Source organism: Ulvibacterium marinum (genome assembly GCF_003626755.1).
Lineage (GTDB): Bacteria > Bacteroidota > Bacteroidia > Flavobacteriales > Flavobacteriaceae > Ulvibacterium > Ulvibacterium marinum.
Genome location: NZ_RBCJ01000002.1, coordinates 555,517 through 569,389, shown reverse-complemented (window position 1 = coordinate 569,389; position 13,873 = coordinate 555,517). Strand labels below are relative to the sequence as shown.

Below are 13,873 nucleotides of genomic sequence, written 5' to 3'. Positions count from 1 at the left end.
TGAGTTTTATGGATTAATTGTTTGCGTGTGAGTCGTAGACCTTGCCACTGAGCTTCCATACACCGTTCTCCTTGTAAAGGACAAAAAAGTCGGTGAATCTTAGTCCGCCCCAATCGATGAATTCTACCTTGGCAGCTGCAGCTGGGCCAGAAATATCTATCCATGCGATATGGCTCTTTACATTTGGGGATGCACCACCTTCTGCTACCGCACCCTCAAATTCATCGGCCGTCATATTATAGAGTTGTCCCCCTATGGATCCTAAAATATGGGCATGATCATAGAATGCCGTACGGCTTAATTTCCCATCTCCCGACTTTGCACTATCGATATAGATTTGCAATGCCTTTTCCACCTCCTTGTACTCATTAAAGCTTTGAATTTCATCTGCTTTTGTTTCTTTTGTCAATTCTGTAATTGTTTCCATTTTAATTTATTTAATTGTATTTATATTAGAACGTTCGTATATTAAATGTTAAAAAAAATCAGCGTTCAATTATTTTCATCATAAAGGATCTGAACAATCGATAGGATTCATCTTTTCCCGAAGCCTTCATACGCGTCATCACACCCTGTCTGCCAGTGAGAAAAAGCACCGCCATTTCGGAGGCCTTAAAATCCGTTGAAAATGCACCGTTCTCTTGTCCTTCAGTGAAAAACCGCTCAAATATGTCCTGCCATTTTTTGTAGTTACTGTCCGCTACCTTCTGAATAACCTCGTTCTGTCCCGCAATTTCGCTGGTAAGGCTGCCTACCATACAACCTTCCTTACATTCGGTGGCGTCCAATCGTTGCAATTCCTCATTGAAGACGGTTTCCAGCCTCTTTGTATAGGGTGCATCACTTTCCAGTAACCTCACAGTGTAATAGGCCGCAGCCTTATCCCCATAATGTTCCAGTACCTTGGCGGCAAAGTCTTCCTTGCTCTTGAAATAGTAGTAGAAAGAACCACTGGGAATTTCGGCGTTTTCCAAAAACTCCCTAAGGCCGAGATTATGATATCCTTTCTGGCTCAAAATCTTTATCCCGGTCTCCAAAGCTCTATGTATATTCTCTTTTTTCATTTTAATATTCGAACAGTCGTATATAAATCTATCCGCTTACAAAAAAAGTGAAAATATTTAATTTTTTATTTCCATACGTAGAATTACCAAATAAAATCATCTCTATCGTATGAAGCACTATATTGAAAAAAACAGAAACATTAGTTAAATAATGCCATTTCACACCTGCCTGCATACCAAAGGTATGTAAACCGGCAGGCAAGCATGGCCCTCCCCTACTCCCCTCCTACGCTCTGTGAACTCTAACGGCTGTAAGTCATAATCATTCACGAAGCTTGTTTATTGTTTTTTAAAGGTGTTCATCGGCGCTTCTCGGGTCTATGATGTAAAACATCCCTCAACATTGTATCTTTTAAGCGAATTACCAACAGGGTCATTAACCTTTTTAACCTGCCTACCGGTAGGTAGGTTTACGCTACCGGAATTTTTTAGAATTATAAATCTTATTGCTCAAAAATTTGTACATTACATTAGATCCTATTTCATTTTTATCCTTCCTTTTAATCCTCATATCGCACTTTAATACTTCCTCCGGATGCAAGCATATAAACAGGAATTCCACCTTCATTCATAGTTCCTTTCACGCGATTTTTTTTAGATTGACCAGAGAAATTTTGTAAATCAATTTTAACTCTACTAGAATTCAAATCCAGATCAAGTCCAAGTTCATTACCATTTTGTATTACTGCATCAATTCCACCCCCACTGGATTGCAGGTATAATTCTTCATTCAAATTGCTGATGTTAACATGCACGGATCCTCCGCTCGATTTGGCTTTCACGTAATTGCATTCTCCCAAAACACTAACTCCGCCACCACTACTGCCAGCATCCACATCGCCCTGAATATTCTTTAGGCGCACACCACCTCCAGAACTACGTGCATAAACACTGCCATGAGTTTCATCTAAAGTAACACCACCACCACTGGAACTTAAGCGAATATCACCACTATGATTCGTCACTCCAACTTTACCACCAGATGACTTTGCCATGGTATTCCCTGTAGTGCTTTTCAAAAATACAGAGCCACCACTGCTTATAAAATTATGCGTGCCTTCCACTCCATAAATATTTAATCCACCACCGCTTGATGTTACATTGCACGACATTTCACGTGGGACGATAATGGTAAAGTAAATGCCCACATTCTTCAATCGATTGAAATTTGTTTTACGCACAGCATTCGCATTAATGACGGAACCGTTTTTCTCAATCTCCAAATCAAACTTTTCCAGAATATCAGCCACCAATGGGTCTGTCGGAGATAAAACCTTTCCGTTTTTTCGAATGAATGCCTGAACTTCTACTTTACTCTCATTGTGGGTTTTGACTATTATTCCGCCGCCAGATGATTTGGAATTCAATGTGCCAGGTTGATTTAGCTCAAAGATTTTTGTTATGGTGGGTACTTTTTCTTCTTGTCCATAGCTATGGCACGAAAGCATGACAACAAGCATGGTAATCATTGTACACGTTTTTACATTAATTTGAGTTTTCATAGTAATAATTTTAAGTATTTTATTGAATTAATTCTATCGAAGTATGTTACCGTATGGTATCATTCTATTTTTTTGATAACAATATTCTTATTAAAGTATCTCGAATTTTGTGCCACCCTCATAAGTGATTGAATATTAGATCATTAAAAATAATATTGAACCTATGTGTTTTTTATTTGTAAAAAATCTATACAGAAGTGTCAAAAAATTATACAGTATTACTAAAAATTTTGAAGCTATAACAATTTAAAATTATGTAGTTGCACAAATAATATCGTAGGATAAGCTATACCTAGATTCATTTGTGGTTCTTCTCAGTAGTTTCTTTAATTCACCTTTTATGGAATTAAAAGTGGTTAAAATTCATCGTTTAACTAGACATTATATTCGCCTAATCTTTTCCGCTGTCATCCATAGTTTTTCATTCCACACACCTGCCTTCGCCTGCTGCGGCAGGTAGGCATTACACTCCCCTCCTACCATCGGCTTCCGCCAGAGGCGGACAGGCGCATAATAAGCCCGCCCGAATGTACCCGTTTCGGTAGGGGCAGGTGTTTATTCATTGCTGGCTTATTGTTTTTTAAAGGTATTCATGAACCTCGGAAAGAAGTAATTTCGTTTGTTTCAAAATCCGGCCCTCGGTTTCATTACCTTTTCAGAGAGAGTTTTTAGACGCGATAAAAAGGAATTACCCAGTGGGTGATTGCTTTTCCACCAAAGGCGGACAAGTTTTGGCGAGATGAAGCGGTGGCCAAAGAAAGTGTAGTACAAAATATGCCCGCGCACCATCTCGCTCAAAAAAGATTAAGGTCTACTAGACCTTTGCTTTTTATGCTGCATAATGCAAGACATTATAGTACACTTTTGATTATGGATTATCCAGTGGATGATTCATAATCAAAACAAATAGTAACTATACATTTTATGCTCAACCTCAAAGCGTATCCAAATACCATCCACAGGATACTATAATTTGAATAGTATGCAACATTACCCGGCCCATTCCTATTTGATAAATATGTCCTCATAATTACAAATCAAAGATTTGCAGTTGCCGCTGCCAACGCTTATTGTTTAACAAACGCAGGTATAACAATTTCAGCAATTTGAGTCATTATTTTATCTTCACCATCATGACCAGAAATTACAATGGTTAAATCAAGTTCTTCTATCACTATTACCCGTTGTCCACCGCCTCCCCAAGCAAATGCTGTATCATAACTCTTGTCTCCTACATTTATGGGGGTTTGATACCAAAAATAACCGTAACGATAGTCTTTGGGCATCCAATCTTGTGTAGGCTTTACAATTCCGCTGGCGGCTTTGGCAAGATATGCTGCAGAAATGAGCTGCTCGCCATTTACTTTACCTTTATTAAGAACCAAATTGCCCAGTTTGAGCATGTCGCGAGACATGATATTTGCCCGCCACCCTGCTTCTGGCAAACCACTAATATGATCTGACCATTTGTAATTTGTAATACCGATTTTGTCCAGTAGCTCCCTTTTAATAAAATCCTTAGCCGTTCCTGGGACAACGGCGTCAATGACCGTCATCACCAACATTGGATTGAAATTACCATACAAATATGTCTGAGACGCTGACGTGATAGGTCCGCTTTGCTCCAAAAGCGTCTGAACCAGCCCTTGGCCCTTTAATCGAACCGAATCTTTCTCAATTTCTTTCCATTCGTCGCTATCTATATTCAATCCTCCGTGCATGGTCAACGCCTTATGAAGCGTGATTTTTTCAGCCCCTTTGGTAAATTTTTTAGGATCAACATCTTTTAGAAAACTAACCAAGGGTTTGTTTAGATCTTCCATGGATAGGTAACCCATTTGAATAGCTCTACCTAAAACCAAACTGGTGTATGCTTTTACTGCCGATGCCTGTCCATGAGGTAAGTTGATACGACCTTTTTTATAATAGGATTCAAAAACTAATTTGTTTTTGTGTGCAATGAGTAGCGCATCATAGCTTCCATGCTTGCCTTCAAAAATCTCCTGGGAAAGGTTAAGGATTGCGTTTCGATCATCGCTATTCACCGATAAGGTATCAACTGATATTCCATCTTTTCTGTCCTCTGGGGCGGTACTAACATATGGATTATTAAGATTCGGAATCGACCAGAACGAGACCTGCTTGCTATTCGCCGAAACATGACTCATCAGGGATGACAACCAAGCGACACTCCGAACGGCTGTCATAGGGAATGCAGTTCCATGATTACCGTCTATGACTTCTTTTTGCACCGATAAACCATCATCTCTTCTATCTTTTAATACACCAATAAATTCCTCGATAGGTTTAACCATCTCTTGTTCTAAGGAGCCGTATGAAATGAAAACATTCGCATTCAGACTCGAGTTTCTATTCGATGCATCGAAAGGTCCAAATGTCGAATTAAGTTCAGATAAATAAGGAACTTCATTTTTGATCGATGGACTGCCAAGAATGTAATTGTTAAAGGTATCGGGTTGAGATAGTAGTATATAAGCACCGAATTCTCCGCCCATGGAATAACCGAAATAGGTACGACTATTTGAGTCGGTTCGATAGGTATTGTCAACATAGGTAATTACATCATCGCGAATAAAGTTTAGATGTTTATCTGCTTGCCCTAATTGAAATTTTGTTTGAATTTCAGGTTTGTTCGATTTACGAAAACTGTAATCTCGAAACCGACTCACATGCGCTCCTACTTCATTTTTCAGGTCTTCATTTATGTCCTTCTGCCAGGAAATTCCGACTAGAATTACATCTTCAAGCATATATTCTGTAGAGGCAGATAGTATTTCTACATGCCACATCGCATCTGTATAGTAAATCACCGGATATTGAATATTACTATTTTCTGAATATCCTTCTGGAAGTTTTATAAAAAGCTCATATTGTCTATCATTCTTGGTATCCTTTATCGGGATTACCTGAATAAGTGGCAATTCTAAGGAAGACCCTTTCACTACTTGCGAATTTCCGTTTACGCTATTTTCTTGAGCAAAGGCGGCTTGTAACGAAATGGCAAATATCAATATTAATAACTTTATTGAATTCATGTTTCTTTTTTAATAGTTTACTTTTCTTAACCGTGTTGGCAGTAGTTGTAGTTTTATTGTTTTGGTCTAAGTTTTTCTATAATTGCCGTGCTCACCCAATACAAATTTGATAACTCATCTTCGTCGTTGGATTTACTAAAAAACAAATATTTGCCATCTGGCGTGATACTCGGGCACCCTTCATTAAAATTAGAATTTACTTCATTTCCAAAGCCAATTGGTTTTGTCCATGTCCCGTCTTTTTCCTTAAAGCAGACATAAATATCCGCATCTTTTCTTTTTTCATTTTCTTTGTTTCGAGTATGTACCAGCAAATACTCTTGAGATGGGGAAATAAACCCGTGATGACCAAATTCAAGTTCAACTTCCTGTACTTCGGAAAATTCACCGTTTTTGTTGGGTGCATAATACATTTTTCGCTTTGATATATTGGTATAAAAAAGATCTCCGTTTTTAGCTTGATTAATATAAAAAACCAGGTCATCATTTAGAGGTGAATCAAGTTGTATGGCATCACTCCAGGAATCCTCTAAGCGGTTTACGTACCAAATTTTCTCATCCGAAAAAATAGAATCCAAAGCGGTGAAGTAAATCCTTTTATCATTAAGACTAACGAATGGATATAATTCCTCATTTTTTCCCCCATTGGTGAAATTTGCTCTTTTAACGGGAGTCCATTTATTACCATTAAGTTTTGAGAAATAGATAGCTGTTTCTTCATCTTTTTTATTGGCCGTAAAATATACTTCGTCTAAATCAGGAGAAAACGAAATACCCGCTTCATTCCTTCCATTGATTGAAACAATTCCGGCAGCAAAATCTTTTGGAATTAAGCCTGGTGGTTTTTGTCCAAAATAGGGGCTTTCTATCGTTGGTGAATCATTGTTTTTTGATTCTTGTTTTTTAGTGTTGCAGGCATTTAAAAACAGAGTCAATACAAGCATCAAAATAAAATACGTTTTTCTCATTATTTAGATTTTGACAATGTTTGCTATTTCTTGATAAAAGCCGGTAAGATCCGCTCTGCTATTATTTGCAGGGTACTGTTATCGTTGTTATGAGCAGTAACCACGATTATTAAATCAAGCTCCTCAATCAGGATGATATACTGGCCGCCACCGCCTTGAGCGGATGCGCTGAAATAACTTTTATCTCCATATTTTAGATCTGCATTCCACCAGTAATAGCCGTACCCCTGATTAGAGACATCTTTGCCGCCGCCGTAGACATCATCATCGCCGGTATAAATGATCCTGCTGGTTGCTTTGACGATAAACGCTTCCGGAACCAGCTGTTCTCCATTCCATTTGCCTTTGTTCATGGCCAAAGTACCCCATTTGACCATATCACGCGATGTCATGCGCGAGTAAGCACCCGACGAAGTCAGGCCGCTAACGTCAGTCTGCCAGACATAATTGGTAATGCCCATTTTGTCAAGGAGTTCATTTTTAATAAAATCCATGGCCGACCCCGGTACGGCGGCCTCGATGACTTGCATCACCAACATTGGATCGTTTTGATATAAAAAACTCTGAGACGCTACTGTAATAGGCGCACTATGCCCGAGGTAAGCCTGAACTAGCCCCTGACCTTTTAAATTAGCGGGGGTTTTCTCGAATGCCTCTCGCTGTTCCTTGCGGATCCGGATACCGGAACGCATAGTCAGCGCCTGGTGCAGCGTAATCTTTTCTGCACCCTCAACAAATTTTGTCGGGTCCAGGTCTTTGAGAAAGCTGACCAACGGCTTGTCTAAATCGGCCATGGTCAGATATCCCATCTGGATGGCACGACCCAGTGCCATACTGGTATAAGCCTTGGTAGCTGACGCTTGGAAATGGGGCAGATTGATGCGACCGTGTAAGTAATAAGATTCAAAGAGGAGCTTATCCTTATGAACTATAAGAAAGCTGTCAAATTTACCTTCATTGTTATCAGCAATCTCCTGTACCACCTTAAGAATCATCGCTTTATTGCCACCATCGATGCCCAATTCACCCACGAGGATACCGTCTTTTCTATCGGCTGGGGCTGCATCGATAAAGGCTTTTTTGAGATAAGGAATATCCCGGAATGAGAGCGCAGCCTCGTCAGTCGTAGCCTTCGGTGCGAGACCACCACTTTGTTGGGCAAAACCTGCACTTGTTAGAATAAGAAACAGTAAAAGTAAGAGCTCATTTTTGTTTTTCACAGTTTTCATTAACAATGATACGACAACTCTCTTTCCCTTCATATTGTTCATATTTAATGCATACAGTTAATTTTCAAATCGATAAAATACACCTCGACGAGATGGGTTTATTATTGGCGTCAATGCAAATTTGGTACTTGGCTCTCATCCATCCAACCTAAATTTTGCCAACTGCTCTATGCGCTAGTGAACTACTCGAAGAGGCGGATCGTAATGATTATCTTGCACTATTAACCGCATCAAGACAAGCTTGAGATATCTACTATACTTTCTTTTCGTATGCCCAGTGTTATTGGTAACCTCGTGTTCCCAAAACCCAAAGCCTGTTTTTAATGAATATAGGACGGTATTTCGAATAGGAGATCAACCTGAGTGGGCAGCCACAGACCTGAATGATCAGCACTGGAAAAAACGCATAGCATTAGTGCCAGATGGTCAGGTTTTCTGGTCCAGGACGAAAATCGATATTCTAAAAGCCCCAGAAGCATTAAAACCCTATGGTTTTCGATTAGAAGTCTACGGTGAGTATGAGGTATTTTGGGATGGAGTCTTAATAGGCAAAAATGGAAATCCGGGGCAGGAAGCAGATTTACCTCCAGAAGGTAAATTGTGGACCACTTTTATTATACCCACTGATTTGACCAATACAGGCGAACATGTAATGGCAATACGCCTGAGCAATTATTATTATCCGGATCATATTGGTAATTACGGGTTGAAGATAGATGATTACGATGATCTACTTACTGACCGGTTGATTCAAAACTCCTATATGCACGTTTTTGCAGGGGCTTTTCTTATTGCTGCAATCTATTTTCTTTTTCTATTCTTAGGCAATAAAAAAGAATACCCTGCACTTATTTTTAGCATCAGTTGTTTTCTCTTTTTTGGCTTAACAATGACCCACTTTGTGAGAACAACCGTACCGATCCATTACAGCTTGCATGTTGTACGTTTAGAAGTTATTACCGGTCTAATGTTCGGTATTTCGTTTTCAATTCCACTCTACTTTTCCATGCAGTTTCCCTACCCCAAATGGAAACTCTTCTTAGGTATTTACACTGCTATTCTTTTGTTTATATTCTCTATTGAGCACCACTTATTTGATTACACAATCTTAAATATGGCGTTTAGCTTATTGGTGTTTTCCTTAGGCATAGCGGTTTTTGGTGTATACAAGAAAGCAAAAGGCGCTTTTTTAGTATTCTTTACCCTACTCCTCTGCATATTCATGCGTTATTCCGTTTCATTTAATTTGAGTCTTTTCACAGGTTTTAGTCTGATTCTGCTTAACATGCTGTATTTGCTTTCCCTACGAATCAAAGAACAACGATTGGCCTATGAAAATTCTTTGGTCCAATCTACGCGGCTACGCCTAGAATTACTTAAAAAGAATATCCAACCCCATTTTCTAATGAATACACTCACTTCGTTGATAGACTGGATAGAAGAGACTCCAAAGAAAGGCGTCTTGTTTATAGAAGCCTTGGCTAAAGAATTTGATCTTCTGAATCAAATTGAAAATCAAACCTTAATATCTATTACCCAAGAAATAGCACTGTGTCGTACACATCTTGAGATTATGGAATACCGAAAAGAAGTGAACTATTCTTGGGAGGAAGAAGGCATAGATCCCGGGCAAAAAGTACCCCCAGGAATTCTTCATACATTGTTGGAAAACGGAATTACGCATAGCTTGCCCTTAGATGATAACAGTATTAAATTTAAACTTGTTTATGAATCGAATAGCGATTATAAACGTTATACATTTTTAACATTTGCTGCTGCTGTGAGACAAGAAGCGAATACTAAAAAAGAAGGTACAGGGCTGAAGTATATCAAGGCTCGACTTACTGAGAGTTATCATGAGCAATGGGAACTTACCTCAGAACCCGTAAATCATGGTTGGAAAAACACTATAAAAATATATTCTTAGGGAGATGAACATTTTAATTGTTGAAGATGAATCAAGAATTGCCAATAGAATCCAACGTATGACTCGTGCTATTCTTGGTGATGCCTTACAATCCTTAACCCATATAAATAAACTCCAAGAGGCATTGGGATTTATTGAAAACAATTCATTAGACCTTGTTCTTTTGGATTTAAACCTTAACGGTGACAGTGGTTTTGACTTGCTTACGAAAGCGGTTTCCGAGTCGTTTCATACCATAATCATTTCCGCTTATAAGAATCAGGCCATTACAGCTTTTGAATATGGGGTACTTGATTTTGTGCCAAAACCCTTTAACAGAAATCGGTTGGAGCAAGCCTTTAACCGAATAGTCACAAAAGAAAAAATGGTGACTAATACCACTAAATTTTTAGCAATAAAAAAAAGACAAAAATTACAGTTAATCCCCATACAGGATGTCCTTTACATTAAAGGGGCCGGTACCTATACCGAGCTCTTTCTAACAGATGGAAGAAAAGAACTTCATGATAAATCACTCGAAAAATTGGAACAGTTATTATCGCATGCTTTTGAACGGGTACACAAGTCGTACCTAGTAAAAATAGCTGAGATAAAGAAAATTAGTGTAGCATCCGGCAGCAAATATATAGCCGAGCTAAAAAACGGGGCGCGTATCCCTATTGGAAGAACCAAGTACAAAGATCTAAAGGCCAAGTGGCTTTAAACTAGCTTTGGTCTAATCTTCAAGAATAAAGTTTTCAATCAAGATTGGTTACGGAACACCTTATTAAAAGGGAGTGTTTAATTACTTTCCCATTCCATACACTTTCACCTCCCCCACTTCCCTTCTTAGCTCTTTAAGCTACAAAGGATTCGTTTACGGTTCGTCGAAAAAGTATTCCAAGATATTTTTATCTACTTCTTAAGTTTTAATTACCATATTTTTAACGGTAATTGGTTTTTGTAAAGATATTTTTGTCTGCACCTAACCCAACCTATGAGGCGCAAACCACAATTACTCCTTCTTTTTCTACTCCAATTTACCTTTTTTGGCTACGGGCAAAAAAAATCAAAAAGCCAAACGACAAACACGCGACTCTCAGAGTACTTCTGGGACAGAACCGAATTTAAAGTGGGATTCGTTGGCACTGTTTTTTGGAGTAATGGTCTGTCGGTTGGCGCAGAATACCTCTGGAAAGAAAGCGAAAAAACAAAAAGCCGCAGAGGTAAGGAGCGAACCAATACCCACCAGTTCCTATTTAATGGAAATTTGGGGTTTGTCACTAACTTTTCGTCAAAAACGGATACAGGCGCATATACTAATTTTGGGCTAACCTGGCGCCGCACCAATAAAAAGGGAAAACAGTTTAGCATAGAACTGAATCCTTTGGGGTATTACCGTTCTTTTTTACCGGAGACCTATGAGGTCAACGGCGATGAGGTCAATAAGGTTTTCTTGCCTGGACGTGGGTATTATGCACCTTCATTATCGGTAGGAATTGGCAGATGGCGCAAAGGCAAAGTACGTTCCGGTAGCTATTTTAATATTAACTATACCATGAGAACGTCATACAATGCAGGAGCCTTGCCCACCTTTTCATTTCAATATGGTTTTCGGTTCAATTTCAAAAACAAAAAACAATGAAACAGCCACTTACCGATAACATCAGAATAGCGTTTCTGGCACTAACCATGTTGTTTATCAATGCTTGTTCGAACGATCATACGCTGAGTAATCTGGATGCCACGGTTTTTGTACGTCATAAAGATGCCGATATGCCGGCCTATATCAAGGGAAATGGTAGTGAAAAGGTGTTCCTTATTACCTTGCATGGTGGTCCTGGAGGTGCCGGATTAGGTTTTCAAGGCAATGCGTTTGATCAAATAGAAGATAAGTACGGAGTCGTATATTTTGACCAACGTGGTTCTGGAATGTCACAAGGAAATTATTCCGAAGATGACGTTACGATTGATTTAATGGCCGAGGATGTACTCGCTTTGGTTAAAATGCTAAAACGTGTTTATGGTAATGATTCTCGCTTCTTTTTATTGGGACATAGCTGGGGTGGTGCCTTGGGGCCTGCTACCTTATTGAAAGACCAAAGTGAATTTTTGGGTTGGATCAATGTGGACGGTAGCCACAGCCCAAAGGACCTCTATTTTGAATACATACGAAACTTTGAGCGGGTAGGGGCCGCTCAAATCGAACTTGGAAACAGCGTTCCCTTTTGGGAGTCGGTTTATGGGGAATTGGATGAAGTAGATAGGAATACCGTAAGCCTGGACGATTTTAATCGTTTGAACAGTCTGGCATTTGATGCAGAGGAATCCCTAATTGATGATAACTTCATCAATGATGTAAAAGTTGGAGGCATTGATATTTCTGATTACAATGTACTCACTTTTTTCTGGAACATTTTAAAGATTCAATCCATTTTGGACGAGGATATCATTGGCGAATTGTCCTTCACCGAAAGACTTTCGGAAATTACCGTTCCTTCTTTGATCCTTTGGGGAAAATATGATATGGTGGTTCCAGAGTTCTATGCACAGGAAGCTTTTGATAATTTGGGGTCCGCAGAAAAAAAGCTGGTGATTTTTGAGCGATCGGGCCACTCTCCCATGTTCACCGAGTCAAATCAATTTGCTAGGGAAGTGTTGCAATTTATGGATCAAAATAAATAGTGCAGACCATTTCCATTCCACACACCTGCCTTCGCCTGCTTCGGCAGGCAGGCATTACCCTCCCCCTACTCCCCTACTTCGCTTTTCAAGCTCCGAAGGATTCGCTTACGGCTCGTTAAATAAGTATTTACTCGCGCAATTTTTAATTTATGAACAGGTGCTCGTGAACCTCGTACCTCGGTTTCATTACCTTTTTAAAAAAGATTTTAGAAGAGCTTTTCGGGAAATTTTAGTGAAGTAACCTTTGGTTCTCTCCGGCCAGCGCTACAACTCGCGCAAAAAATGGAAGGCCTGCCAGGCCTTCCATTTTTATGCCGTCAAAGCTCAAGTTATCCGCCAGAGGCGGGCAGGCGGGCGCAGAACATTATAGTACAAATTGGTTCATAAGTATTTCTGACTCAAACCTCAATGTATCTTCTGCTTGGCTTCGCCAATCCATTTCACATATTGTTCTGTACTACCATATTTACCTGAGAAAAAAATTGCCCCATTCATAGTATGTTATTTAGCGCTAGAAAACTAAACCATTGATAAATGTGGCCAGATCATTCAGACACCTCTTACTAACCGTATTTGATTTAACATCCATGATCGCATGACCTCCTTTCGGATATGTTATGACTTCAAAGTCATTTAAACCATTTTTCTCTAGACGTTCAATAGATGCAGTAACGGGAACATTTTTATCACCCTCACCAAAAGCGAAAAGAACGGGTACATCTACCTTCTTTAGATAAGGTATTGGATCAAAACCCGCAAAGGCGCTGAAATGAGGCATTTTCTTTATTCTATTTGTAGTCGTCGGTGCTATCATCTTAGCAATAAATGGATAAGTGTATTCTGAAATGTTATAAACCTCTTCGTGTAGTAGTTGTTCATCAGTACTAACCGTAGCACCGGATAAACTTGCGATGAACGAAACATCTTTTGACTTTGTTGCAGCAACCGGAGCAATCCAGCCTCCTTGACTCATACCGACAAGTCCGATATGAGCATGTTCAAAACGATCTTGGGTCTTTATATACTCTATTGCACTTATGGCGTCGGTCGCTAATTCGTTAAAACTTGCACCAATCCATTCTCCTTCAGATTTTTCACAACCTCTTTTGTCTGGAATTATTACGGCAATACCATTATCTTGAAGATGTTTTACTACGGACAAGTACCACCCATTATCTCGAAAACTCGGTCCCGAACCTTGAATAATAACAGCAGTAGGAAATGGCCCCTCACCTTCGGGTACCATTAACATTCCAGCCAGTTTCAAATCATCTCCTTCGTTTGTAAAAAAAACTTCAGAATAATCGATATCAGACAAACTGGGTGCCTCAAAGTGTTGATATCCTTTTTTATTGAAGATCAATGGTAAAAGTAGGAAAACAACAAAAATCAAAACAGCCGATAGTATTATCTTTCTCTTTCTCATTTCTATAAATTATCAGTTATTCATAACATATCTTCTA

The 13,873-nt window shown here is 39.2% G+C and carries 11 protein-coding genes; 4 read left to right on the top strand and 7 right to left on the bottom strand.

All coding sequences use genetic code 11. The features are described from left to right. Positions 1–13 precede the first annotated feature (13 nt). From D7Z94_RS09695 to D7Z94_RS09665, 6 genes are all read right to left on the bottom strand, one after another. On the bottom strand, positions 14–427 hold the full coding sequence (locus tag D7Z94_RS09695) for a nuclear transport factor 2 family protein (RefSeq protein ID WP_120711361.1): 414 nt from the start codon (positions 425–427) through the stop codon (positions 14–16). A 58-nt stretch (positions 428–485) separates the two neighbouring features. Then, on the bottom strand, positions 486–1,064 hold the full coding sequence (locus tag D7Z94_RS09690; protein ID WP_120711360.1) for a TetR/AcrR family transcriptional regulator: 579 nt from the start codon (positions 1,062–1,064) through the stop codon (positions 486–488). A gap of 500 nt (positions 1,065–1,564) precedes the next feature. After that, positions 1,565–2,566 carry a DUF4097 family beta strand repeat-containing protein gene (locus tag D7Z94_RS09685; RefSeq protein WP_147415867.1) on the bottom strand — a complete coding sequence of 334 codons (1,002 nt, stop codon included), beginning with the start codon at positions 2,564–2,566 and terminating at the stop codon, positions 1,565–1,567. Between the two features lie 1,067 nt (positions 2,567–3,633). Further along, entirely contained in the window at positions 3,634–5,622 is a 1,989-nt protein-coding gene (locus tag D7Z94_RS09675; protein ID WP_120711357.1) for a serine hydrolase, read from the bottom strand. Between the two features lie 53 nt (positions 5,623–5,675). Then, positions 5,676–6,590: a PD40 domain-containing protein gene (locus D7Z94_RS09670; protein WP_120711356.1), complete on the bottom strand. Its 915-nt coding sequence runs from the start codon at positions 6,588–6,590 to the stop codon at positions 5,676–5,678. Positions 6,591–6,613: 23 nt separating this feature from the next. Continuing rightward, a complete protein-coding gene (locus D7Z94_RS09665) occupies positions 6,614–7,852 on the bottom strand; it encodes a serine hydrolase domain-containing protein (RefSeq protein WP_211341775.1) in 1,239 nt (412 codons plus the stop codon). A 208-nt stretch (positions 7,853–8,060) separates the two neighbouring features. On the opposite strand from D7Z94_RS09665, the gene D7Z94_RS09660 reads away from it, so the two are divergent. The 4 genes from D7Z94_RS09660 (at position 8,061) to D7Z94_RS09645 (ending at position 12,410) form a co-directional block, all read left to right on the top strand. Continuing rightward, the gene (locus D7Z94_RS09660) at positions 8,061–9,746 is read left to right on the top strand and encodes a histidine kinase (protein ID WP_147415866.1); all 1,686 of its coding nucleotides are present in this window, start codon (positions 8,061–8,063) and stop codon (positions 9,744–9,746) included. A gap of 4 nt (positions 9,747–9,750) precedes the next feature. Further along, positions 9,751–10,449 (top strand): LytR/AlgR family response regulator transcription factor, encoded by a 699-nt coding sequence (locus D7Z94_RS09655; protein WP_120711354.1) that lies wholly within the window; start codon positions 9,751–9,753, stop codon positions 10,447–10,449. Between the two features lie 273 nt (positions 10,450–10,722). Continuing rightward, positions 10,723–11,370 (top strand): hypothetical protein, encoded by a 648-nt coding sequence (locus D7Z94_RS09650; protein WP_120711353.1) that lies wholly within the window; start codon positions 10,723–10,725, stop codon positions 11,368–11,370. Further along, positions 11,367–12,410 carry an alpha/beta fold hydrolase gene (locus D7Z94_RS09645; RefSeq protein WP_120711352.1) on the top strand — a complete coding sequence of 348 codons (1,044 nt, stop codon included), beginning with the start codon at positions 11,367–11,369 and terminating at the stop codon, positions 12,408–12,410. Before D7Z94_RS09650 ends, D7Z94_RS09645 begins: the two co-directional genes overlap by 4 nt. A gap of 511 nt (positions 12,411–12,921) precedes the next feature. Here D7Z94_RS09645 and D7Z94_RS09640 read toward each other — a convergent pair. Continuing rightward, positions 12,922–13,836: an alpha/beta hydrolase family protein gene (locus tag D7Z94_RS09640; RefSeq protein ID WP_120711351.1), complete on the bottom strand. Its 915-nt coding sequence runs from the start codon at positions 13,834–13,836 to the stop codon at positions 12,922–12,924. Positions 13,837–13,873 lie beyond the last annotated feature (37 nt).

What these genes read in the sequence shown, in the direction of transcription:
- D7Z94_RS09695 (WP_120711361.1), bottom strand. Translation starts at nt 427, where the DNA reads ATGGAAACAATTACAGAATTGACAAAAGAAACAAAAGCAGATGAAATT.
- D7Z94_RS09690 (WP_120711360.1), bottom strand. Translation starts at nt 1,064, where the DNA reads ATGAAAAAAGAGAATATACATAGAGCTTTGGAGACCGGGATAAAGATT.
- D7Z94_RS09685 (WP_147415867.1), bottom strand. Translation starts at nt 2,566, where the DNA reads ATGAAAACTCAAATTAATGTAAAAACGTGTACAATGATTACCATGCTT.
- D7Z94_RS09675 (WP_120711357.1), bottom strand. Translation starts at nt 5,622, where the DNA reads ATGAATTCAATAAAGTTATTAATATTGATATTTGCCATTTCGTTACAA.
- D7Z94_RS09670 (WP_120711356.1), bottom strand. Translation starts at nt 6,590, where the DNA reads ATGAGAAAAACGTATTTTATTTTGATGCTTGTATTGACTCTGTTTTTA.
- D7Z94_RS09665 (WP_211341775.1), bottom strand. Translation starts at nt 7,852, where the DNA reads ATGAAGGGAAAGAGAGTTGTCGTATCATTGTTAATGAAAACTGTGAAA.
- D7Z94_RS09655 (WP_120711354.1), top strand. Translation starts at nt 9,751, where the DNA reads ATGAACATTTTAATTGTTGAAGATGAATCAAGAATTGCCAATAGAATC.
- D7Z94_RS09650 (WP_120711353.1), top strand. Translation starts at nt 10,723, where the DNA reads ATGAGGCGCAAACCACAATTACTCCTTCTTTTTCTACTCCAATTTACC.
- D7Z94_RS09645 (WP_120711352.1), top strand. Translation starts at nt 11,367, where the DNA reads ATGAAACAGCCACTTACCGATAACATCAGAATAGCGTTTCTGGCACTA.
- D7Z94_RS09640 (WP_120711351.1), bottom strand. Translation starts at nt 13,836, where the DNA reads ATGAGAAAGAGAAAGATAATACTATCGGCTGTTTTGATTTTTGTTGTT.